The organism is Pseudomonas sp. UBA6276 (assembly GCF_002438365.1).
Classification (GTDB): domain Bacteria; phylum Pseudomonadota; class Gammaproteobacteria; order Pseudomonadales; family Pseudomonadaceae; genus Aquipseudomonas; species Aquipseudomonas coleopterorum.
Genome location: NZ_DJUS01000002.1, coordinates 1 through 23,604, shown reverse-complemented (window position 1 = coordinate 23,604; position 23,604 = coordinate 1). Strand labels below are relative to the sequence as shown.

Annotated in this window: 18 protein-coding genes; 15 read left to right on the top strand and 3 right to left on the bottom strand. The window is 63.5% G+C overall.

Annotation, left to right across the window (positions count from 1 at the left end; genetic code table 11):
• The first annotated feature begins 101 nt into the window (after positions 1-101).
• The 3 genes from B2V21_RS00395 to B2V21_RS00385 all read left to right on the top strand — a co-directional run bounded on the left by B2V21_RS00395 (position 102) and on the right by B2V21_RS00385 (position 3,564).
• The gene (locus tag B2V21_RS00395) at positions 102-1,442 is read left to right on the top strand and encodes a cation:proton antiporter (protein ID WP_056843057.1); all 1,341 of its coding nucleotides are present in this window, start codon (positions 102-104) and stop codon (positions 1,440-1,442) included.
• Between the two features lie 277 nt (positions 1,443-1,719).
• Positions 1,720-3,165, top strand: a complete 1,446-nt coding sequence (locus tag B2V21_RS00390) for an ATPase domain-containing protein (protein WP_286915713.1) — start codon at positions 1,720-1,722, stop codon at positions 3,163-3,165.
• A gap of 21 nt (positions 3,166-3,186) precedes the next feature.
• Entirely contained in the window at positions 3,187-3,564 is a 378-nt protein-coding gene (locus B2V21_RS00385; RefSeq protein ID WP_049859153.1) for a response regulator transcription factor, read from the top strand.
• Positions 3,565-3,580: 16 nt separating this feature from the next.
• Here B2V21_RS00385 and map read toward each other — a convergent pair whose 3' ends face one another.
• Positions 3,581-4,339 carry a type I methionyl aminopeptidase gene (map, locus tag B2V21_RS00380; RefSeq protein WP_208598846.1) on the bottom strand — a complete coding sequence of 253 codons (759 nt, stop codon included), beginning with the start codon at positions 4,337-4,339 and terminating at the stop codon, positions 3,581-3,583.
• A 380-nt stretch (positions 4,340-4,719) separates the two neighbouring features.
• On the opposite strand from map, the gene B2V21_RS00375 reads away from it, so the two are divergent.
• The 7 genes from B2V21_RS00375 to B2V21_RS00345 all read left to right on the top strand — a co-directional run bounded on the left by B2V21_RS00375 (position 4,720) and on the right by B2V21_RS00345 (position 11,224).
• Entirely contained in the window at positions 4,720-6,180 is a 1,461-nt protein-coding gene (locus tag B2V21_RS00375; RefSeq protein WP_049859152.1) for a sugar porter family MFS transporter, read from the top strand.
• A gap of 104 nt (positions 6,181-6,284) precedes the next feature.
• Positions 6,285-6,560, top strand: coding sequence for a DUF3253 domain-containing protein (locus B2V21_RS00370; protein WP_286915701.1), 276 nt, complete (start codon positions 6,285-6,287; stop codon positions 6,558-6,560).
• 92 nt (positions 6,561-6,652) lie between these two features.
• A complete protein-coding gene (locus B2V21_RS00365; RefSeq protein ID WP_286915700.1) occupies positions 6,653-7,876 on the top strand; it encodes an MFS transporter in 1,224 nt (407 codons plus the stop codon).
• A gap of 36 nt (positions 7,877-7,912) precedes the next feature.
• Positions 7,913-8,068: a hypothetical protein gene (locus B2V21_RS00360; RefSeq protein WP_192065827.1), complete on the top strand. Its 156-nt coding sequence runs from the start codon at positions 7,913-7,915 to the stop codon at positions 8,066-8,068.
• A 106-nt stretch (positions 8,069-8,174) separates the two neighbouring features.
• On the top strand, positions 8,175-9,425 hold the full coding sequence (locus B2V21_RS00355) for an AGE family epimerase/isomerase (protein ID WP_286915699.1): 1,251 nt from the start codon (positions 8,175-8,177) through the stop codon (positions 9,423-9,425).
• 113 nt (positions 9,426-9,538) lie between these two features.
• Positions 9,539-9,763: a DUF6555 family protein gene (locus B2V21_RS00350; protein WP_049859148.1), complete on the top strand. Its 225-nt coding sequence runs from the start codon at positions 9,539-9,541 to the stop codon at positions 9,761-9,763.
• A gap of 171 nt (positions 9,764-9,934) precedes the next feature.
• The gene (locus tag B2V21_RS00345; protein WP_286915698.1) at positions 9,935-11,224 is read left to right on the top strand and encodes an MFS transporter; all 1,290 of its coding nucleotides are present in this window, start codon (positions 9,935-9,937) and stop codon (positions 11,222-11,224) included.
• A 171-nt stretch (positions 11,225-11,395) separates the two neighbouring features.
• Here B2V21_RS00345 and B2V21_RS00340 read toward each other — a convergent pair whose 3' ends face one another.
• Positions 11,396-12,859, bottom strand: coding sequence for a glyceraldehyde-3-phosphate dehydrogenase (locus B2V21_RS00340; protein ID WP_286915697.1), 1,464 nt, complete (start codon positions 12,857-12,859; stop codon positions 11,396-11,398).
• A 294-nt stretch (positions 12,860-13,153) separates the two neighbouring features.
• Here B2V21_RS00340 and mfd point away from each other — a divergent pair, with 294 nt between their 5' ends.
• The gene (gene mfd, locus B2V21_RS00335) at positions 13,154-16,603 is read left to right on the top strand and encodes a transcription-repair coupling factor (protein ID WP_056843064.1); all 3,450 of its coding nucleotides are present in this window, start codon (positions 13,154-13,156) and stop codon (positions 16,601-16,603) included.
• 1 nt (position 16,604) lies between these two features.
• Positions 16,605-18,929 (top strand): DEAD/DEAH box helicase, encoded by a 2,325-nt coding sequence (locus tag B2V21_RS00330; protein WP_286915696.1) that lies wholly within the window; start codon positions 16,605-16,607, stop codon positions 18,927-18,929.
• 17 nt (positions 18,930-18,946) lie between these two features.
• On the opposite strand, the gene B2V21_RS00325 is transcribed toward B2V21_RS00330, so the two are convergent.
• Positions 18,947-19,873, bottom strand: a complete 927-nt coding sequence (locus tag B2V21_RS00325) for a Gfo/Idh/MocA family protein (protein ID WP_286915695.1) — start codon at positions 19,871-19,873, stop codon at positions 18,947-18,949.
• A gap of 145 nt (positions 19,874-20,018) precedes the next feature.
• On the opposite strand from B2V21_RS00325, the gene B2V21_RS00320 reads away from it, so the two are divergent.
• From B2V21_RS00320 to ntrB, 3 genes are all read left to right on the top strand, one after another.
• Positions 20,019-21,305, top strand: coding sequence for a nitrate regulatory protein (locus B2V21_RS00320; protein ID WP_286915694.1), 1,287 nt, complete (start codon positions 20,019-20,021; stop codon positions 21,303-21,305).
• 272 nt (positions 21,306-21,577) lie between these two features.
• Entirely contained in the window at positions 21,578-22,903 is a 1,326-nt protein-coding gene (locus B2V21_RS00315) for a CmpA/NrtA family ABC transporter substrate-binding protein (RefSeq protein WP_134721358.1), read from the top strand.
• Positions 22,904-22,930: 27 nt separating this feature from the next.
• Positions 22,931-23,604 (top strand): nitrate ABC transporter permease (gene ntrB, locus B2V21_RS00310; RefSeq protein ID WP_286915693.1); only part of this gene is annotated, 674 nt, incomplete at its 3' end.

The window sequence follows — 23,604 nt, the reverse complement described above, 5'->3', positions numbered from 1 at the left end:
TCTGCGACGTTTTGCCACTCAACTAATGGCCCCACCAACAGTCACAGCTGAATCGGTTACATTTTGTAGCCATTTCAGGGGTGCGAGCCCGAAGAGGCCGGATGAGCTTTATCTTGTGGATGGCCGTGCTGGGCGTCCTGCTGTTGATGCTGGCGCTGACGGCGTCTTACCTGCGCTGGCTGCCAGTGACCACCTCGGCGGTGTGCCTGGCATTCGGCGTGGCCATCGGTCCCATGGGGCTGGGTCTGTTCACCACCGATTTCAAGGACACCGCCTCCTGGCTCGAACGCCTGGCGGAGGCGGCAGTGTTGTTTTCTCTGTTCAGCACCGGCATCAAACTGCGGCTGGGGTTGGGCCGCAGTGCGTGGCGGGCGGCTTATATGCTGTCAGGTCCGGTGATGATCGTTTCGATCTTGGGCGTATGTCTGGTGGCGCACTATGCCTTGGGTTTGTCGTGGGGGGTGAGCATGCTGCTCGGGGCGATGCTGGCGCCGACCGATCCGGTGCTGGCGTCCATGGTCCAGGTGAACAGCGCGCAGGACTTCGACCGCGTGCGCTTCGGGCTGTCGGGCGAGGCCGGACTCAACGACGGCACGGCCTTTCCTTTTGTGATCCTGAGCTTGCTGATGCTGCATCATGGCAGCCTCGACAGCCACTGGCTGGGCCAGTGGGCCCTGGAAAATCTGGTGTGGGGCGTGCCGGTCGGATTGCTGATCGGTTACGGGATGGGCCGGGCGATCGGTCACTTGATGATCTACCTGCGCGTGCGCCATGCCGACAGCACCAACTCGCCGAACGATTTTCTGGCGCTGGCCTTGATAGCACTGTCCTACTTTGCTGCCGCTTCCGTGGGCGCCTTTGGTTTTCTCGCCGTGTTCGCCGCAGGCCTGGGGTTGCGGCAGGCGGAGGTACGCACGTCGAACTCCGAGGTGCCTTCGGAGCACCTGGCCAAGCCGATCAGCGGGCACCGTGACATGGCTCCCGAAGAAGGGACCGTCACCCACCCCAACGATCTGGAAGACGGGCAGCTGGCCGCAGGGGTGATGATGGGCGACATCCTGGTGTTCGGCAATCTGGTGGAACGGTCCATGGAGGTACTGCTGATCACCATTCTGGGGGCGACCTTGTCCGCGTATTGGGATTGGCGAGCGGTGGGCCTGGCAGCTGCGCTGTTCTGCGTGATTCGGCCATTGAGTGTGTGGCTGCTGGTGAGCCGGCGGTTGCTCGACGGGCATCAGCGCGCGTTGCTGGGCTGGTTCGGCATCCGCGGGATCGGGTCGATCTATTACCTGTGCTATGCCCTCGCCCACGAACTGCCCGAGTCGGTCGAGCAGGTCTGCATCAGCCTGACACTGTCGGTGGTGGCGTTGAGCATTCTGGTGCACGGCATCAGCACCCAGCCGCTGCTGGAACATTACGAGCGTCGAAGAAAACCGGTTTAGCGGCGGATGCCGTGGGTCAGGGAGGGCGCAGTGCTGCCGGCGGTGTGGATCCACCCCGTGCCGCGATCCCTGTAGCAGCGGCGCGAGCCGCGTCGGGAGTGCGTGCGGTGTGCCTGGAGATTCGCGGTGTTGCCGGACGCGGCTCGCGCCGCTGCTACAGGGTATCGGTTCGGATGCACCGGCTCGGTCAAAAAGGTATAGAATCCCCAGCATTTGAAGGATCGGTCCTTGTCATCCAGACGGGACCGATCGCGCATAACCCATACAGGCAGATCGGATATTGGAACAGCTAAAGCGCCTCGCTAGCGGGATTGAAGGGCTCGATTTGTTGCTCAAGGGTGGGCTGGTGGCCGGTGCGTCGTACATCGTGCAAGGCCGTCCCGGCTCAGGCAAGACGATCCTGGCCAATCAGTTGGGCTTCAATCACGTGCGTCAGGGCGGCCGCGTGCTGGTTGCCACACTGCTCGCCGAGTCCCATGAGCGCCTGTTCCAATACCTCTCCACCCTGAGCTTTTTCGACGCTTCGAAGATCGGCAATGAAATCCAGTTCGTCAGCGCTTTCGACACGCTGGAAAACGAAGGCTTGGATGAAGTGGTCAAGCTGCTGCGCCGCGAAATCAGTCGCCAGAAAGCAACCATCCTGATTGTCGACGGTGTGCTGAACGCCCGCTCCAAGGCCGATTCGCAGATCGATACCAAGAAATTCATCTCCGAGTTGCAAGGCCATGCGGCGTTCGCCGGATGCACCGTGCTGTTCCTGACCAGTTCGCGCCTGGACGACGGCAGCCCCGAACACACCATGGTCGATGGCGTCATCGAGCTGGGTGAAGAACTGTTCAACACCCGTTCGGTGCGTCGCATCCAGTTACGCAAGACCCGCGGCAGTGGCGCGTTGTCCGGCCTGCACGAGTGCGAGATCACCGACGACGGGTTGGTGGTCTATCCGCGCCTGGAAAGCCTCTATAGCCGCCCTTCCTGCCCCGACCTCACCGATCTGAGCCGAGTGCCCAGCGGCATACCTGACCTGGACAATCTTATCGGTGGCGGGCTGCCGCGTTCCTCTGTGACCCTGGTCATGGGCCCCTCGGGTATCGGCAAGACCAGTCTGGGCATCAACTTCCTGGCGGCCTCGACCCCTGAGGAACCCGGACTGTTGTTCGGCATGTACGAATCCGAGCGCCGCCTGCAAGTGAAGGCGCGGTCACTGGGCCACGACTTCGAGACCCTGCAGGCCAGCGGCGCCATGCACGTGTGCTGGCAGCCGACCACCGAAGGCCTGCTCGACGGGTTGGGCGCGCGCCTGCTGCATCAGGTCGAGATTCACGGCATCAAGCGCGTGCTGATCGACAGCCTGGGCGGCATGGCTCGCACCGCGACCAGTACCGTGCGCCTGACCGAGTTCTTCAGCACCTTGATGAGCGAGCTGCGCACACGTGGCGTGACCGTATTCGCCACGTGGGAAATCCGCGGCCTGTTCGGTCCGGAGATCACTTCGCCGGCTCCCGATCTTTCCAGCATCGTCGACAACATCCTGCTGACGCGATTTGTCGAACATGAGTCTGAACTAAAGCGGCTGATTTCCATTCTTAAGGTCAGAGACAGTTTTTATGATCCGTCGCTATTGGAGCTGGTCATCCATGGTCAGGGAATCGACCTGAGAAAGGCGTTCAAAAATGCAGAGGCAGTGTTATCAGGTAGCGCCTCCACGATATCGAATCCGTGATGTTGCCGGGGTCGAACTGACATGGCCACTATCCTGATCGTCGACGATGAGTATCTCATCGCCGACATCCTTGGTTACGCTCTTGAAGACGAAGGCTACATGGCCGTGACGGCTGGCAATGGCAAGCGTGCATTGGAGATCCTCGATCGCGAGCATCCCGCGCTGGTCATCACCGACTTCATGATGCCAGGCATGAACGGCCTTGAGCTGGCGCAAAGAATTCGCGGTAACGAATCGTTTTGCACCGTGCCCATCCTGTTGATGAGTGGAGCGCAAGGCAGCGTCGGGCGTGCCACGCCCGATCTGTTCGCTGCCGTCTACGACAAGCCATTCGATATCAACCAAGTGGTCGCGAAGGTTCGCGAGCTGGTGCCGCTGGAGCCCCTCAAGCCGCTTTGAGCGATAGCTTGCCTTGCTAGAGCGTCAGGATCTCGTAACCATCAGCCGTGACCGCCACCATGTGTTCCCACTGCGCGGACAACGACTGGTCGCGCGTAACCACCGTCCAACCATCGGCCAATTGGCGGGTGCCCGCCTTGCCGGCGTTGATCATGGGCTCGATGGTGAAAATCATGCCCTGGGTCAGCCGCATCCCCTCGCCCTTGCGGCCATAGTGCAGAACCTGCGGTTCATCGTGATAGATCTGGCCGATGCCATGCCCGCAGTACTCCCGCACGACGCTGAAGCCTTCGCGGTGCGCGACGCTCTGGATTGCGTGACCGATGTCGCCCAGGGTGGCGCCCGGCTTGACCACTTCTATACCGGCCAGCATCGCTTCATGGGTGGTTTCCACCAGACGCTTGGCCAATGGGCTTGGCTCACCCACGTAGTACATGCGACTAGTGTCGCCGAACCAACCATCCTTGATGACCGCCACATCGATGTTGACGATGTCGCCGTCGGCCAGCACGACCTTGTCGCTGGGCACCCCGTGGCAGACCACCTGGTTGACCGAGATGCACGCCGTCTTGGTGAACCCGTGGTAGCCAACGTTGGCCGGGATCACCTTCAGCTCGTTCACGATGTAGGCGTTGCACAGCTCGTCCAGGTATTGCGTGGTGACGCCTGCCTGCACATGTGGGGCGATCATGCGCAATACGTCAGCGGCCAGGGCACCGGCGTGGCGGGCCATGGCGATTTGCTCCGGGGTGCGGCTCAGATTCTTGCGACTCACTGATTTCTCCTGCTATTGGAACCCCTATGCTAGCAGAGCGCAGGTGCATTGCCTCTCCGCGGCGCGATGACCTGATTTAATTACAAATCCCACAAAACTTTTTGTAACCATTTCGTTCATAAGACTCACAGCCAAGCGCCACACCGGCAGATGGTCGCGAAAAGCGCACAGGCAGTGACTTCGAACGCGATTCGAAGACTTCAAGCTCCAAGCAGTTCGACATAATCATAATATCCGCTGGCACCGACGGCCCTTGGGACCGTCCCCCTCCATGCCCGGCATCGCACCACCGAACGCTGACACTTGCCTTGCTCTTTTCGTGCGCGATCCTGCGTGACGCATCACGACCTATTGCCTGCGAGCAATGAAAGGAATGAGCCTTGTCCAGTTCCAACACCACTGCACCTGATACATCGCCCGCGGGCGAAGAAAATGACGCAACCCGTACCAGCCCTGGCCAGATCGTGGTGCGCGTAGCGATCATCGCCACCATGGGCGCTCTGGCTTTCGGCTACGACACCGGGGTGATTTCCGGCGCCCTGCCCTTCATGACCCAGGGGCCGGACCAAGGCGGCCTTGGGCTCACGCCGTTCACCGAGGGCCTGGTAGCGTCCTCGTTGATCCTCGGCGCCGCGTTTGGCTCGCTGTTCGCCGGTCATCTGGCCGACAAATACGGCCGCCTGACCGCGCTCAAGGGCCTGGCCATCCTGTTCATGATCGGCGCCCTGGGCTCGGCCCTCGCCCCGACCGTGGCCATCATGGTCGCCACTCGATTCGTGCTGGGTCTTGCGGTGGGGGGTGCATCGGCGATCGTGCCGATGTTCATTGCCGAGATAGCCGGGCCCAACAAGCGAGCCCGATTGGTCAGCCAGAACGAACTGATGATCGTCACCGGGCAACTGGTGGCCTATATCTCCAACGCCTTGCTGGCGCATTTTGCCCATACCCCTGACGTGTGGCGCTGGATGCTCGCCATCGCGGTGATCCCGGCGGCCTTGCTGTGGATCGGCATGCACTTCGTTCCGACTTCGCCACGCTGGCTCGCCAGCAAGGGACGCATGGAAGAAGCCCGCGAGGTGCTGGAAAAGATCCGCTCGAGCAAGAAGCAGGTCGACAAGGAAATGAAGGAGATCCAGGCTCAGAACGACGAGGAACGTGCCGACGTGAGCTGGTCTTCGATCTGGGCCGAACCCTGGCTGCGTCGGTTGCTGCTGGTGGGCATGGGCCTGGGCTTCGTCGCCCAGCTCACAGGAGTCAATGCGTTCATGTACTTCACCCCGGTGATTCTCAAGTCCACGGGACTGGGCACCAACGCGGCGCTTACAGCGACCATCGGCAACGGTGTCGCTTCGGTGATCGCTACCCTGATCGGCATCTGGCTGGTCGGTCGCCATGGCCGTCGGCCGATGCTGATGACCGGGCTGTGCTTTGTGGTCCTGGCGCAGGTGCTGCTGTGTGGCGTGCTGACCATGCTGCCCTCCTCGCTGCTGCAGAGCTACCTGGCGCTGGCCTGTATCCTGATGTTCCTGCTGTTCATGCAGACTTTCATCGCCCCGGTTTACTGGCTGCTGATGTCCGAACTGTTTCCTTCCCATCTGCGGGGCATGATGACCGGTACGGCGGTGTGCTTCCAGTGGCTGTGCAACGCGTCGGTGGCGTTCCTGTTCCCTATCGCCCTGGCTGGCTTCGGCCCCTACACCTTCATGCTGTTCGCGGCGATCAACGTCATGTCGCTGATCTTCGTCGCGATGTGCGTGCCGGAAACGCGCGGCAAGTCGCTGGAGCAGATCGAACGGCACATGGAGAAAGAATTCACCCCGGACGAACCCGCCAGCGCCTGAGGCGACACCGATCGCGGCTCGATATGTCCAGTCAGAGGTGTTGCAGGTAACATGGCTGAAGTTGTTTTCATCTTCAGCCTGTCGCCTGCAAGGAAGAGCGCCCCATGACCCACCCCGACGACGTCATCGCCAGTCGCGTTCTGCACCTGCTCGAACAACGCGCCGTGGGCACGTCCATCTGCCCTTCGGAAGTGGCGCGCTCGCTGGAGCAGGACGAGCCGGCGTGGCGCGCGCTGATGCCGGAGGTTCGCCGGGTGGCTCGGGCCCTGGCGGCCGCCGAGATCATCGACCTGACTCAGGGCGATGATCGGCTGGATCCCGATATGGAACCGGAGGGGCCGATCAGACTGCGCCGGGGTGCGCACTTCAAGCACCCTTGAGGTCAATCCGCAGACGTGCGTTTGCAGACGTATACCTGACGGCCACAGTTTGCTAGGTTTCCCGACCGCCTTCCCCGATCTGGCCGAAATCCATGACCCATACTCCTCCCCACGCTGCCACCGGCGCACCTGATCAACCGTCCCACCAAGCGAGCTTCTGGCTGATCGCCGTGGCCTTTCTGATCACCATGGTCGGCACCACCCTGCCGACGCCGCTCTACGCCTTGTATCAACACCATCTGGGCTTCGGTCCGACCTGGGTGACCCTGATTTTCGCCATCTATGCGGCCGGGGTGATCAGTGCATTGCTGGCCGTCGGCAGTTGGTCCGATCAACTGGGTCGGCGACCGATGCTGCTGGCAGGCTTGGCCATGGGCGCGATCAGCGCGGTGATTTTCCTGTGCACCGACTCCATTGGCGGATTGCTGATCGCTCGGCTGATCTCGGGCTTTTCGGCCGGGATCATGACCGGTACCGGTACGGTGGCAGTAATCGAAGCGGCGCCCAAGCGCTGGCAGAACAGCGCAACATTGGTCGCCACGGCGGCCAACATGCTTGGCTTGGGGCTGGGCCCGCTGCTGGCCGGTTTCACGTCACAGTTTCTGCCCTGGCCGGTGCACCTGGCCTTCGTCGTGCATCTGGTCCTGCTGCTGGCGGCAGTGGCCGCCATCCTGGCCGTCGGCGAGACGGCGCAGCGACCTGTCAAACCACGTCTGGGATTCCAGCGCCCGAGCCTGCCGGCAGCAGTGCGCGGCCCATTCATACCCGCCGCCATCGCCGGCCTTGCCGGGTTCAGCGTGACCGGATTGTTCACCTCGCTGGTACCGGCGATCATGCGCCAGGTCATGGGGCACGCGGGAGGCCTGGTGATCGGTGCAGTGATTCTGGTGCTGTTCGCTGGCTCCATCGTCGGGCAGGCCTGGGTCAGGCGAATTCGCGAAGCCGCGCAGATGACCGTTGGTTGCACTGTGCTGATCCTCGGCGTCGCCTGTCTGGGCCTGAGTATCGCCAGCGCCCAGCTCTGGCTGCTGGTGCTCGGCGGCGCTCTGAGCGGAATCGGCCAAGGCCTGACCTTTCGGGCCGGCATGGGCGCGGTGGCCAATGCCGCGCCCGTTGGCCAGAAGGCCGGGGTCACCTCGGCACTGTTCATCGTCTATTACCTGTCCATGTCGGTGCCGGTGATCGCGGTGGGCGTGAGCATTCCCGTGTTCGGGCTGCATCATTCCGCCGAGTTCTTCAGCGCCGTGGTGGCACTGATAGCGGTGCTGGCAATGCTCAGCATGAACATCGTGCGCGCCCGAGCGTCCAATGCCTGAGTCGACCGTCTGCAGGTCGCCAACAGGAGAATGACCATGACACCTGAAACCGAAGGCAAAGAAGAAAAAGGCCCCAATGGTGTGCCCTTCATCAACGATCCAGGCAGCGAGGACCCAGGCTCGGTGACCACCGAAGACGCCACCGTGCCGCTTCAGGATGAAGATGACGAGGATGACGAGTCCTATCAATAGGCCGAATCGGCCACAAGCCTGACTCTGAGGGTCGCTGCCGCCCAAGCGCCATTGCGCCCCGCTATGCTGGATGCTTCCTGCATCCCCTAGCGAGGCATTCGTACCGATGGAGACCCTCACTCCTGCCGCGAACAGTTGGTTGACCCTTCCCACCCACCGGCACTGGCTGGCCCAGCAAGGCCAGCGACTGCTGGAGTTCGCCAAGGCGGCGCGCATCGAAGACGGCTTTGCCGACCTCGACAACCGGGGCCGACCGGTGCTGGCCAGCGGTGCATTGACCATCCAGACCGCCCGCATGACCCACAGCTTCGCCCTGGCCTGCCTGCAGGGCATCCCAGGCAGTGCGGCCATGGTCGACCATGGCATCCGCGCGTTGCAGGGTCCATTGCGCGATGCACGGCACGGTGGCTGGCACGCCAGCGCCAGGCCGGCCTCCACGTCGCGCAAGCAAGCCTATCTGCATGCATTCGTGGCACTGGCGGCGAGCTCGGCCGTAGCGGCCGGACGACCGAACGCCGCGGCGTTGCTGGCCGACGCGGTCGACGTTCTGGAGCGGCACTTCTGGTGCGAAGCCGAGCAGGCATTCGTGGAATCCTTCGCTGAGGACTGGAGCGACCAGGAAGACTACCGGGGTGGCAACAGCAACATGCACGGGGTGGAGGCCTGCCTGGCCCTGGCCGACGTCTGCAACGACACCAGGTGGCTGGATCGCGCGCTGGCGATCAGCGAGCGGCTCATTCACCAACACGCGGCAGCGACCAACTACCTGCCAGTCGAACACTTCGACGCCCACTGGCAAGCGCTACCCGACTACAACCATGACCGCCCCGGGGACGAGTTCCGTCCCTACGGGCAAACGCCAGGGCATGCCTTCGAGTGGGCGCGGCTGCTCCTGCACCTGGAAGCCGCACGGCACCGCATCGGCCTGGCCAACCCCAGCTGGCTGGCCGAAGACGCCCAGCATCTGTTCGCCGCAGCCTGCCGGGTCGGCTGGGCGGTGGATGGCCAGCCGGGAATCGTCTACACGGTAGACTGGCAACAACGGCCGGTGGTCGCGCAGCGTCTGCACTGGACGCTGGCAGAAGCGGTGGCTGCCGCAGCGGCGCTGTACCAGCGTACCGGCGATGCCAGCCATGAGCGCTGGTACCGTGAGTTCTGGGACTACATCGACCTCTACCTGATCGATCGCGAGCATGGCAGCTGGCACCACGAGCTCGATACGGGCAATCAACCGGCGCAGACCATCTGGCCAGGCAAACCCGACCTCTATCACGCCTATCAGGCGACCCTGCTGCCAACCCTGCCACTGGCGCCCAGCCTGGCGACCGCGCTGGCGCGCCAGTCTGGACTGGGATGATCGCCACACGCTTCATGGGATTGGCGTGGCTGCGCCAATCCAACTGAATTTTTCAGACGGGCCGGACTCCGAAACTCATTGCGACGCACCTCACAAGGAAGATCTTCGGCCCCATGAACAACGCAAAACTGTTCGTCATCGATTACACCCTTCACGGCGACCCCAAGTCGTTCATCATCCGAGCCGAGAAAATGGACAGCAGCGAGGCCTGGCATTGGGCAAGCTGCGATGCAGGGGTCGGCCGGATCGGTCGATTCGGCCGTGAGCATGTGAAAAAAACCAGTCAGCCATCGGCCGAAAAATTCGGCATCAATGGTGTGAGCTGGCGTCCGGCTTGAGCGTCAAAGACCTGCGTCACTGCCTGGCTGGCGAACGAATTCACTTTACCTGAGGTTGATCTGGAACATATTGTTACAAGATATGTTCCCGGCGTTGGACCGTTGTGCCCAAAAGCTCGACGCGTCTACCGCCATGGGTCACCTATAAGATCAAGTAAAGTGAGCACAGCCATGACGTCTGAGGTGGGTAAAGGCAAGGCGATCTTTCGCGTTGTCAGCGGCAATTTCCTGGAAATGTTCGATTTCATGGTCTATGGCTTCTACGCCACGGCCATCGCCAAGACATTCTTTCCAACCGACAGTGCCTTCGCTTCGCTGATGCTGTCGCTGGCCACCTTCGGTGCCGGCTTTCTCATGCGCCCCTTGGGGGCCATCTTTCTGGGTGCGTACATCGACCGGCACGGACGGCGCAAAGGGCTGATCGTGACCTTGGCCTTGATGGCTTTGGGTACCGTGTTGATTGCCTGCGTACCTGGCTATGCGACCTTGGGCGTCGCGGCGCCGCTGCTGGTGCTGCTCGGGCGGCTGTTGCAGGGCTTCTCGGCAGGCGTGGAGTTGGGCGGTGTGTCGGTGTACCTGGCCGAAATCGCCACGCCGGGACGCAAGGGATTCTTCGTCAGCTGGCAGTCGGCCAGCCAGCAGGTCGCCGTGGTCTTCGCCGGCCTGCTCGGGGTGTTGCTCAATCACTTTCTCGATGCGCAACAGATGGGTGATTGGGGCTGGCGGGTGCCGTTCCTGGTGGGCTGCATGATCGTACCGGTGATTTTCTTCATTCGTCGTTCGCTTGAAGAGACACCCGAGTTCGAAGCGCGCACCCATCGACCTACGCTCAAGCAGGTCGTGCATTCGGTAGCGCAGAATTTCCGTCTGGTCCTGGCCGGCATGGCGCTGGTAGTGATGACAACCGTTTCGTTCTACCTGATTACCGCCTATACGCCGACGTTCGGCAAGAACGAGCTGCACCTGTCGGACATGGATGCACTGCTGGTGACCATGGCCGTGGGCCTTTCCAACTTCATCTGGCTGCCGATCATGGGCGCACTGTCGGACCGCATAGGGCGCAAGCCGTTGCTGCTCGCGGCCACGGTGCTGGCGATTCTGACGGCCTACCCGACCTTGTCGTGGCTGGTAGCGGATCCCAGCTTTGGCCGTCTGCTGACGGTCGAGCTGTGGCTGTCGTTCCTGTATGGCTCGTACAACGGTGCCATGGTCGTGGCGCTGACCGAGATCATGCCGCTGGATGTGCGCACCACTGGGTTTTCGCTGGCCTATAGCCTGGCCACGGCGACGTTCGGCGGGTTCACCCCTGTGGCGTGCACCTACCTGATTCACGCGCTGGACAACAAGGCGGCACCGGGCATCTGGCTCAGTGGCGCGGCGGTGTTGGGGCTGGTAGCGACGTTGGTACTGTTTCGCGGCGACCGGCATGCGCAGCGTGCGGCTTTGGCGGCGCAGGCCTGATACCGCGGTGCGGCCTTCGCGGGCAGATGGCTCGCCGCCCGCCCCGCTCCCACAGGGATCAAGGTGTATTGGGACCTGTGGGAGCGGGCTCTGCCCGCGAAGAGGCCATACCTGACACCCCAAAAAAAACGCCCCGAACCAGTCGGGGCGTTTTTCATTCAGCGCTCAGGCTCAGTGTGGAAAGGCTGGAGGGTTAACGCCCGCCATGTCTTCCATCACACGGACCACCTGGCAGCTGTAGCCGAATTCGTTGTCGTACCAGACGTACAACACGACGCGGTTGTCGTTGCAGATGGTGGCCTCGGCGTCGACCACACCGGCGTAGCGCGAGCCGACGAAGTCGGTCGATACCACTTCCTGGGAGTTGACGAAGTCGATCTGCCGGGACAGGTCCGAGTGCAGCGCCATGTAGCGCAGGTACTCGTTCATCTCTTCGCGGGTGCTGGCCTTCTCCAGGTTCAGGTTGAGGATGGCCATGGAGACGTTCGGCGTCGGCACGCGAATGGCGTTGCCGGTCAGCTTGCCGGCCAGTTCGGGCAGCGCCTTGGCGGCAGCGGTGGCAGCGCCGGTCTCGGTGATGACCATGTTCAACGCAGCCGAACGGCCGCGACGGTCGCCCTTGTGGAAGTTGTCGATCAGGTTCTGGTCGTTGGTGTACGAGTGAACGGTTTCGACGTGGCCGTTGACGATGCTGAACTTGTCGTTGACCGCCTTGAGCACCGGCACGATGGCGTTGGTGGTGCAAGACGCCGCCGAAACGATCTTGTCGTCGGCAGTGATCGTGCCATGGTTGATGCCATGCACGATGTTCTTCAGCTTGCCCTTGCCCGGTGCGGTCAGCACCACGCGGTCGATGCCCGGGCACGCCAGGTGCTGGCCCAGACCATCGGCGTCGCGCCAGACACCGGTGTTGTCGACCAGCAGGGCATTCTTGATGCCGTACTGGGTGTAGTCGACTTCGCTCGGGTTCTTGGCGTAGATGACCTGGATCAGGTTGCCATTGACGGTCAGGGTGCTGTTCGCTTCGTCGACATGGATGATGCCGTCGAACGAGCCGTGCACCGAGTCGCGACGCAACAGGCTGGCGCGCTTGACCAGGTCGTTGTCGGCGCCTTTGCGCACGACGATCGCACGCAGACGCAGGCCGTCGCCGGCACCCGCCTTCTCGACCAGGATGCGCGCCAGCAGGCGACCGATGCGACCGAAACCGTACAGCACCACGTCGGTACCGGTACGCTCGCCTTGGTTCTGCTTGCCGACCACGTCCGCCAGCTCTTCACGCACGAACTGTTCGGCGCTGCGCCCGTTGCCGCTTTCCTTGAACTTGACCGCGAGCTTGCCCAGATCCACGGAGGCGGCGCCCAGCTTGAGTTCGCTCATCGCCTTGATCAGCGGGAACGTCTCGTGCACCGACAGCTCCGAGGAATCGGACTGGCGGTGGCGAGCGAAGCGGTGCGCCTTGAGCAGCTCGATCACCGAACGGTTGATCAGGCTGCGGCCGTAGATGGAGGTGACTACGTTGTTATTGCGGTAGAGCTGGCCGATCAAAGGAATCATCGCTTCAGCGAGTGCTTCACGATCGATCCATTCACCAAGACACTGGTCGGGCTTCTGAGTCACGGTAACCTTCCACATGTAGGGGCTGAGAAAACGGGCTACATTATGACTTCGCCGCGCGGCCGGAGCAATCTGCGCTTATCGACGTCGTGAAGTTTGGCGAATAGGACCGTCAAAAAAACCGAGGTGCGCCAACGGGGTAGATCATACCCGGCGGTTTTATGACAAGAGGCAGTGCGAAGCACCATGGCACGCCCTTCGCCGCCCGCTCGAGCCGCCGCAATGGCACAACCCCATCACAGCACCTGACAGCCCACCGTCGCCCCGGTACAATCCTCGTTTTCCGCCGCAACGCTTGGAGCTCAACCTCCCGTGCCTGTTCTGCGCCTTCCGCAACTCCCTGCCTCGGCAGGCAAACACGCCTGGGGCAACCTGCCCGGGGCTGCCCTGAGCCTGGCGATCGCCGAAGCGGCCAATGCCGCCAAGCGCTTCACGCTTCTGCTCACCGCCGACAGCCAAAGCGCCGACCGGCTGGAGCAGGAACTGCGCTTCTTCGCCCCGCAGTTGCCGGTGTTGCATTTCCCCGACTGGGAAACCCTGCCGTACGACCTGTTCTCGCCGCACCAGGACATCATCTCCCAGCGTATCGCCGCCCTCTACCGCCTGCCCGAGCTGGCGCATGGGGTTTTGGTAGTGCCCATCACCACTGCCCTACATCGGCTGGCGCCGACCCAGTTCCTGCTGGGCAGCAGCCTGGTGCTGGACGTGGGGCAACGCCTGGACGTAGAGCAGATGCGCACGCGTCTGGAGGCCAGCGGCTACCGCTACGTCGACACGGTGTACGAGCACGGTGAATTTGCCGTGCGCGGCGCCCTGATCGACCTGTTCCCCATGGGCAGCAAGCTGCCCTATCGGATCGACCTGTTCGACGACGAGATCGAGACGCTGCGCACCTTCGATCCGGAGACCCAGCGCTCCATCGACAAGGTCGAATCGATCCGCCTGCTGCCGGCCCGCGAATTCCCCCTGCAGAAGGAAGCGGTGACCCGTTTCAAGGCACGCTTTCGCGAACGTTTCGACGTCGACTTCCGTCGCTGCCCGATCTTTCAGGACCTGAGCAGCGGCATCACCCCTGCCGGTATCGAGTACTACCTGCCGCTGTTCTTCGAAGAAACCTCGACCCTGTTCGACTATCTGCCCCAGGACACCCAGGTGTTCTCGCTGCCAGGCATCGAACAGGCCGCCGAGCATTTCTGGAGCGACGTGCGCAACCGTTACGAGGAGCGGCGGGTCGATCCTGCGCGTCCGTTGCTGCCGCCTGCCGAACTGTTCATGCCGGTGGAAGACTGCTTCGCCCAGCTCAAGACCTGGCCACGCATCATCGTCAGCCAGGATGACCTGGAGCCGGGGCCGGGCCGTGAACGTTTCGCCGCAGCGGCGCTGCCGGACCTGGCCATCGAGGCCAAGGCCACCCAGCCCCTCGCCGCGCTGGCCGGATTCCTCGACCAATTTCCAGGCCGGGTGTTGTTCACCGCCGAATCCGCCGGTCGCCGTGAAGTGCTGCTGGAGCTGCTGGAGCGGCTCAAGGTCCGCCCTCGCACGGTGGACGGCTGGAACGAGTTCGCCGAGGGCAAGGAACGTCTGGCGATCACCATCGCGCCGCTCGACGAAGGCCTGCAGATTCTCGACCCGGCCCTGGCGCTGATCGCCGAGAGCCCGCTGTTCGGCCAGCGCGTGATGCAGCGCCGCCGTCGTGACAAGCGCGCCGACGCGGCCAACGACAACGTCATCAAGAACCTCACCGAGCTGCGCGAAGGCGCGCCGGTGGTGCACATCGACCACGGTGTGGGCCGCTACCTGGGGCTGGCGACGCTGGAGATCGACAATCAGGTCGCTGAATTCCTCACCCTGGAATACGCCGAGAACGCCAAGCTCTACGTGCCGGTGGCCAACCTGCACCTGATCGCCCGCTACACTGGTAGCGACGACGCCCTGGCCCCGCTGCACCGGCTTGGCTCGGAGGCATGGCAGAAAGCCAAGCGCAAGGCCGCCGAGCAGGTGCGCGACGTGGCCGCCGAGCTGCTCGACATCTATGCCCGCCGCGCTGCGCGCGAAGGCTATGCGTTCGCCGACCCGGCCCTGGACTACGCCACGTTCAGCGCCGGCTTCGCTTTCGAGGAAACCCCGGACCAGCAGTCGGCCATCGAGGCCGTGCGCCACGACATGCTGGCGCCCAAGCCCATGGACCGCTTGGTGTGCGGCGACGTCGGCTTCGGCAAGACCGAAGTGGCCATGCGCGCGGCGTTCATCGCCGTGCACGGTGGCCGTCAGGTGGCCATTCTGGTGCCGACCACCCTGCTCGCCCAGCAGCACTACAACAGCTTCCGCGACCGTTTCGCCGATTGGCCGGTGACGGTCGAAGTGATGAGCCGCTTCAAGTCGGCCAAGGAAGTGGGTGCCGCCGTCGAGCAACTGGCCGAAGGCAAGATCGACATCGTCATCGGTACCCACAAGCTGCTGCAGGACGACGTCAAGATCAAGAACCTGGGCCTGGTGATCATCGACGAAGAACACCGCTTCGGGGTCCGTCAGAAAGAGGCGCTCAAGGCCCTGCGCAGTGAAGTCGACATTTTGACCCTGACCGCCACGCCGATTCCGCGCACGCTGAACATGGCCGTGGCCGGCATGCGCGACCTGTCGATCATCGCCACGCCACCGGCGCGGCGCCTGTCGGTGCGCACCTTCGTCATGGAGCAGAACAAGAGCACCGTGAAGGAAGCGCTGCTGCGCGAGCTGTTGCGCGGCGGCCAGGTGTACTACCTGCACAATGATGTGAAAACCATCGAGAAATGCGCCGCCGACCTCGCCGAGCTGGTTCCCGAGGCGCGCATCGGCATCGGCCATGGGCAGATGCGCGAGCGCGAGCTGGAACAGGTGATGAGCGACTTCTATCACAAGCGCTTCAACGTGCTGATCGCCTCGACCATCATCGAGACCGGCATCGACGTGCCCAGCGCCAACACCATCATCATCGAGCGGGCCGACAAGTTCGGTCTGGCCCAGTTGCACCAGCTGCGCGGGCGTGTCGGCCGCAGCCACCACCAAGCCTATGCCTACCTGTTGACCCCGCCGCGCCAGCAGATCACTCCGGACGCCGAAAAGCGTCTGGAGGCGATCGCCAATACCCAGGACCTGGGCGCCGGTTTCGTCCTGGCGACCAACGACCTGGAAATCCGCGGTGCTGGCGAGCTGCTAGGCGAAGGCCAGAGCGGGCAGATCCAGGCGGTTGGTTTCACCCTGTACATGGAGATGCTCGAGCGTGCGGTCAAGTCGATTCGCAAGGGCGAGCAACCCAATCTCGACCAGCCCCTGGGCGGCGGGCCCGAGATCAACCTGCGCCTGCCTGCGCTGATTCCCGAGGACTATCTGCCCGATGTGCACGCTCGCCTGATCCTCTACAAGCGCATCGCCTCGGCGGTGGATGAGGACGGTCTCAAGGACCTGCAGGTGGAAATGATCGACCGCTTCGGCCTGTTGCCCGAACCGACCAAGAACCTGGTGCGCCTGACCCTGCTCAAGCTTCAGGCCGAGCAGCTGGGTATCACCAAGGTCGATGGCGGCCCGCAGGGTGGGCGCATCGAATTCGGCCCGAGCACGCCGGTCGATCCGCTGACCCTGATCAAGCTGATCCAGAGCCAGCCCAAGCGCTACAAGTTCGAAGGCGCCACGCTGTTCAAGTTCATGGTGCCGATGGAGCGTGCCGAGGAGCGTTTCAACGTCATCGAAGCGCTGTTCGAGCGCCTGACGCCAAAAGCCGGTTGATATGCCCGATGAGCGCTTGATCGATACGCTGCAACCGCGGCCACGGCTGTGGCTGGGCAGCGTCGAGTTCAGCGCCTTCGAACCGCGCAACGGCAAGATGCAGCGTTACGTGCAGCATCGTGCAGCGCTGGCCTACGGCTACGCCGGCGAATACGTCAGCGGGCCGCGCCCCACCAGCGTCGCGCGCCAGTGGCAGAACCAGAACGCTCGAATCATGCGCCAGCCGGCCGCCGAGCGAGCCCTGCGCGAGCAGTTGCAGGGCATCGGCTTCAAGCTGGCGACCCGGCAGAGCAAGGCGCTGCCGGAAAGCGCCGGCGAGATCTTCGAGCTGCCCAGCGATGCTGCCTGGCTACGCTTCATCCTCAACGAGCTCCCGGGGTTGCGCGAGCAAGGTTGGGAAATCGAATACGCCGAGGCGTTCGCCTTCGACCTGACGCCGGTCGAGCGCTGGTACGCCACTATCGAGGAAGGTCCCGAGCGCGACTGGTTCGATCTGGAACTGGGCATCGTGGTCGACGGCGAACCGCTGAGCCTGCTGCCGATCCTGCTCAACCTGCTGCGCAGCCACCCGGAACTGCTCAACCCGAGCCACCTGGCGCGCCGTCGCGACGACGAACAGATCCTGGTGCCCGTGCATACCGCGCAAGACGGCGTTCAGCGAACCTTGCAGGTCGCCCTGCCCTATGGCCGCTTGAAACCGGTGCTGGCAACGCTGGGGGATTTCTACCTGCGCGAACCGGGCGACACCTCGATACGCCTGGCTACCGCCGACGCCACGCGCCTCGAAGGGCTAAGGACGTTGCCTCTGGACTGGCAAGGTGGCGAGCGGGTACGTCACTTTGCCGAACGCCTGCGCGACATCCGCCACTGTCCGGTCACCGCACCCGACGGTTTGAAGGCCACGCTGCGTCCTTACCAGTTGGAAGGCGTGAGCTGGATGCAGGCGCTGCGGCAACTGGAAGTGGGCGGCATCCTCGCCGACGACATGGGCCTGGGCAAGACCCTGCAGACCCTCGCCCATCTGCTGATCGAGAAACAGGCCGGTCGTCTGGATCGCCCGGCCATGGTGGTGATGCCCACCAGCCTGGTGCCGAACTGGCAGGACGAAGCTGCCCGCTTCGCGCCCGCACTCAAGGTCCTGGCCCTGCACGGCGCCACCCGCAAGAAACACTTCGCGCATCTGGCCGAGTACGACGTGCTGCTGACCACCTATGCCCTGCTGCCCAAGGACACCGAAGTCCTCGAACAGGTGCCGCTGCACGTACTGGTGCTCGACGAAGCCCAGTACATCAAGACCCCCGGCAGCAAGGCGGCGCAGGCGGCACGTCAGCTGAACGCGCGGCAACGCCTGTGCCTGAGCGGCACGCCCCTGGAGAATCATCTGGGCGAACTCTGGTCGCTGTTTCATTTCCTGATGCCGGGCTGGCTGGGCGACAGCAAGCAGTTCAGCCGCGACTACCGTCTGCCGATCGAGCGACAGGGCGACGAGACGCGCCTGCAGCACCTGAACGCGCGTATCAAGCCATTCCTGCTACGCCGCACCAAGGAGCAGGTGGCCACCGAATTGCCGGCCAAGAGCGAGATCGTCCACTGGGTCGAACTCAACGAGGCACAGCGCGACGTGTACGAGACCGTGCGCCTGGCCATGGATAAAAAGGTACGCGCCGAAATCGACCGCAAGGGCGTGGCGCGCAGTCAGATCATCATCCTCGAAGCACTGCTCAAGCTGCGTCAGGTGTGCTGTGACCTGCGCCTGGTCAACAGCGTTGCAGCACCGCCGCCGGGCCACAGTTCGGGCAAGCTGGCCAGCCTGCTGCGATTGCTCGACGAACTGCTGGACAGCGGTCGGCGCATCTTGCTGTTCTCCCAGTTCACCTCCATGCTGGGCCTGATCGAGCAGGAGCTGCAGCAGCGAGGCATCCCCTACGCATTGCTGACCGGTACCACGCGCGATCGCCGGGCACCGGTCAGGGACTTTCAGGACGGCAGGCTGCAGATCTTCCTGATCAGCCTCAAGGCCGGCGGCGTGGGCTTGAACCTGACCGCAGCAGACACGGTGATCCACTACGACCCTTGGTGGAACCCGGCTGCGGAAAACCAGGCCACCGACCGCGCCTACCGTATCGGCCAGGAAAAACCGGTGTTCGTCTACAAGCTGATCACCCGCGGCACGGTGGAAGAAAAGATCCAGCACCTGCAGCAGGAAAAGTCAGCCTTGGCGGCCGGCATTCTCGATGCAAGGGAAACCGGCGACTGGCGCCTGCAGGACAACGATATCGACGCCCTGCTCGCGCCGCTGCCGAGCCCACCGGCCAAACGCCGATAGTTGCCTGAACGGCGTTTTCAGTCGACGAAATCGGCGACCGTTGCGCGCTCCCCGAGCAGAAACCCGTCGGCCACCAGGCGCAACGGCTGCAGATCGGTGTCACTGTTACCGGCCTCGATCAGTCGCGCGAAGTGCCGGTAGAGCAACGGGTATTCACCTACCGTTTCGAGCGTCTGCGGCACATCGTCGATGAGCAACTGCGCACCGCCGTGGGTCAGGCGCAGGCATCCTTCGTCGCAATGTACTTCGATCTGCCAGAGCTCGTCATGACCGTGGTCCCAGTCGAAGGCGGCGCTCACCTGCAGGCCGTTCGCGTCGCTCATGCTCAGGTCAGCCGCGATCGGCGCCTGGCGATTGCCGGGAAAGCGCAGGCTGGCCTGGGTGACGAACAGGGCTTCAGGCAGCACGTGGCTGATGATCGACAGGGCGTTGATGCCCGGATCGAACACGCCGAGGCCGCCGGCCTGCCAGATCCACTGCTGGCCCGGGTGCCACTTGCGCACGTCTTCCTTCCACTGGACCGTGACCGACTGCAGGTGTTTGCCCGCCAGCCAGGCCCGAGCGCTTTCGACCCCTGCGGCGAAGCGCGAATGCCACGCGAACAGGCAGGTCACACCCTGCTCGGTGGCCAGTTCGACCAAGGCCATGGCCTCGCCAAGGCTGGCGCAGGGCGGTTTTTCCACCAGCACGTGCTTGCCGGCCAGCAGCGCTTCGCGGACCTGCGCATAGCGGCCTTGGGGCGGTGTGCAGAACGCCAGCGCCTGGATATCCGCGGCCTGTTCGAGTAACTCGTGCAGGCTGCCGAAATGCGTGACGCCGGGGCATGGCTCGCCGAGGGTGGCCACGGCGACCAGCTCGAAGGATGGGTCATTGCGCAGGGCGGGGACGTGCTGATCCTGGGCAATCTTGCCGTAGCCGACCACGCCGAGACGAATGGGGGACATCGCTGACTCCTTTTTATTGTTGGGCCTGGGCGTTATAGCAGTTACGCAGCCGTCGGCATACGTGGCAATGCAGGCGAAGGGCGTGGCGTCGGGACCGGGATTTGCATGCAACCGTGCCGTCCCTCACCGAAGTTGCGAGCCCGCCATGCCTGATCGCGCCCTGCCTGATCGTCCTATGCCCCCTGCCCTGCGTTTCATGCTGGCCGCTCGCCGCAGCGAGCTCGAAGGCCTGCGCGGGCTGGCCGACACCTGTGAACTGGTGACGCTGATCAGCCGCCTGGTGCATGCCCTGCAGCGTGAACGTGGCTACACCAACCTCTATCTGGGCAGCCAGGTGGAAACCCACCGTCGGCAATTGGACCTGCACACCGAGCAGGCTCAGGCGCTGGAGCAGGACGTGCTGCAGCGCTTGCAGGCCGTGGACCTCAATGCAGCCAGCGCGGCCGACCGGGCCCGCCTGTTCAACCGCGTCGCCTACGTTCTGCACGGTTTCGACGAATTGCCCGGCCTGCGGCGGCGCATTCGCGAACGCCTGCTCGCACCCAGCCTGGCCACGGCGGCCCTGACCCGTCTGATCGGTGGACTCATGGCCGTGGTCTTCGAAGCGGCCGACACGGCCATCGACCCGGACATCACCCGGGTGCTGGTGGCGCTGTTCAACTTCATGCAGGGCAAGGAGCTGGCCGGTCAGGAGCGGGCCACCGGCGTGGCCGGCTTCTCGGCGGGTTTTTTCGACGCCAGTGTGCAGGAGCGCATCCTGCACCTGACGCAAAGCCAGGAGCGCTGCTTCCAGACCTTCAGCGAATTCGCCGACCCGCTGGCCGGTCAGCGCTGGGCCGAGTTGCAGCGCAGCGAACTCACCACACAGTTGTTGCGCCTGCGCGAAGTCGGCATGCGCACCTCGGCGCAACATCCGGTGGACCCGGGCCTCTCGCAGCTCTGGTTCGAACTGCACAGCCAGCGCATCGATCAGATGCACGAGGTGGAGAAGCACCTTGCCGAGCAACTGTTGGCCAGTTGTCAGAGCAGCATCAAGCTGGCCAATGCCGACCTCGACAACCACCGCGTGCTGTTGCAACGCCTGGCCAGTCTGGAAACCATGGGCTGCGGCGATGCCCGGCTGTTCAGCGTGCATGCCAGCGATCTCGACAGCCCCGCGCCCGACGGTCACGGACCGCAGATGGGCCGCTCGCTGCTGGACCTGCTGCAGGCCCAGACCCACCGTTTGCAGGATGCCAACCTGCAACTGGACGAAGCACGCCAGGCGCTCAATGAACGCAAGCTGGTGGAACGGGCCAAGCAGTTGTTGATGAATGAATATGCGCTCAGCGAAAGCGAGGCGTACACCCGACTGCGGCAATCGGCGATGTCGCGGGGGCTGCGCATGGTCGACATGGCGCAGAACGTATTGGCCGTCGCTGGCAAAGGTTGAGGCAAAACTGCGCCCTATTTGCGCACCCTGCCGGTGGCATGCTCCGCATCCGTGCACACGGACGCTCCATTGCGCGAGGACCACTACGTCCCGTGCGGCTCTCGACGCCTTGGCACGCAATCTGCTTTGAGACACACAGGACCGCAGCCAACTGCGGTCGACTATTCGAATCCTGGACAACGGCGTCCACGCGTTCCGGCAGCACTGCCCGGAGCGCGTGACCGCCGTTTTTTTTTGCATTTTTTTGGCCGCCAGCAGCAGGGGAATCAGCGATGGATGACACGCCTTTCAAAGCACACCCGCACGACGCCAAGCGTCGGCACTTTCTCAAGCAGTCGTTGACCGTGGCCGGTGCCGGTGCAGCCCTTGGACTGCTGCCACCCGGGCTGTCCTCGGCGGTCTGGGCAGCGGGCAGCGACGGTCTGGAAACCACCACGGCCAAGCTGGGCTTCATCGCACTGACCGATGCCGCGCCGCTGTTCGTCGCCGACGAGAAAGGCTTTTTCGCCAAGCACGGCATGACCGGGGTGGAAGTGCTCAAACAGTCGTCCTGGGGCACCACGCGGGATAATCTGGTGCTGGGTTCGGCCGCCAACGGCATCGACGGCGCACACATCCTCACACCCATGCCCTACCTGATCGCTGCTGGCAAGGTCACGCCCAACAACCAGCCAGTGCCCATGTACATCCTCGCGCGGCTTAACCTGTCCGGCCAGTGCATCTCGGTGGGCAACGAACACGCCGACCTCAAGCTGGGCCTGGATTCCGCACCGTTCAAGGCGGCGCTGGCCAGCAAGCGTGCCAGCGGCAAGACCGTCAATGCCGCGATGACCTTCCCCGGCGGCACCCACGACCTGTGGTTGCGCTACTGGCTGGCCGCAGGCGGCATCGACCCGAACAAGGACCTGTCCACCATCGTCGTACCGCCGCCGCAGATGGTCGCCAACATGAAGGTCGGCAGCATGGACAGCTTCTGCGTCTGCGAACCGTGGAACGCCCAGTTGATCAATCAGAAAGTCGGCTACACGGCCAACACCACGGGCGAAATCTGGAACAAGCACCCCGAGAAAGCCCTGGCCCTGCGCGCCGACTACGTGGACAAGCACCCTAACGCGACCAAAGCCCTGCTCAAGGCCGTGATGGAAGCGCAGATGTTCTGCGAGCGGCCGGAGAACAAAGACGAAGTGGCAGAGATCTGCGCCAAGCGTCGCTGGATCAACGCGCCGGTGGCGGACATCATCGAGCGCATGAAAGGCAACTTCGACTACGGCACCGGCAAGGTGGTCAAGGACAGCCCGCACATCATGCGCTACTGGGACGACTTCGCCTCCTACCCGTTCAAGAGCCACGACCTGTGGTTCCTCACCGAAAACAAGCGTTGGGGCTACCTGCCCAAGGATTTCGACAGCCAGGCGTTGATCGCCAAGGTCAATCGCTCCGACCTCTGGCGCCTGGCCGCCGCAGAATTGAACGTGCCGGCCGCGCAGATTCCCGATTCCGACTCGCGCGGTGTCGAGACCTTCTTCGACGGCAAGACCTTCGATCCTCAGAACCCGCAGGCCTATCTCGACAGCCTGTCCATCAAGGCCCTGGCCTGATGTTTCCCGCACTCACCGGAGGTCACCATGAATGCTGAAGTGAAGAAGCTGCACAGCGCCGCCCAGGCCGTCGCCAAGGCCCAGGTCAAGCCGCCGGTGATGGCGAAACTGCTGAAGAACGCCCGCCGCTTCGTGTTGCAGCAGTGCCTGCCACCGGTAGTGATCGGCGCCCTGCTGTTGCTGGTCTGGCAACTGGTGTGCAGCGGCAAGGGTGCGGCGCTGCCGCCGCCCACTCAGGTGATCAGTGACACCTGGGAGCTGATCGTGGATCCGTTCTACGACAACGGCGGCAATGACAAGGGCATGGCCTGGCAACTGCTGGCCAGCCTGTCGCGGGTTGCCTATGGCTATGCCCTGGCCGTGGTGGTGGGGATCAGCCTGGGTGTGCTGGTGGGTCAGTCGACCTGGGCCATGCGGGGGCTCGATCCGTTGTTCCAGATCCTGCGTACGGTACCGCCGCTGGCCTGGCTGCCGCTGTCGCTGGCCGGTTTCAAGGACAGCTACCCTTCGGCGATCTTCGTGATCTTCATCACCGCCATCTGGCCGATCATCATCAACACCTCGGTGGGCGTGCGCAACATTCCCGAGGACTACCGCAACGTGGCCAAGGTGCTGCGGCTCAACGGCGTCGAGTACTTCAGCAAGATCATGCTGCCGGCAGCTGCGCCCTATATCTTTTCCGGCCTGCGCATCGGCGTCGG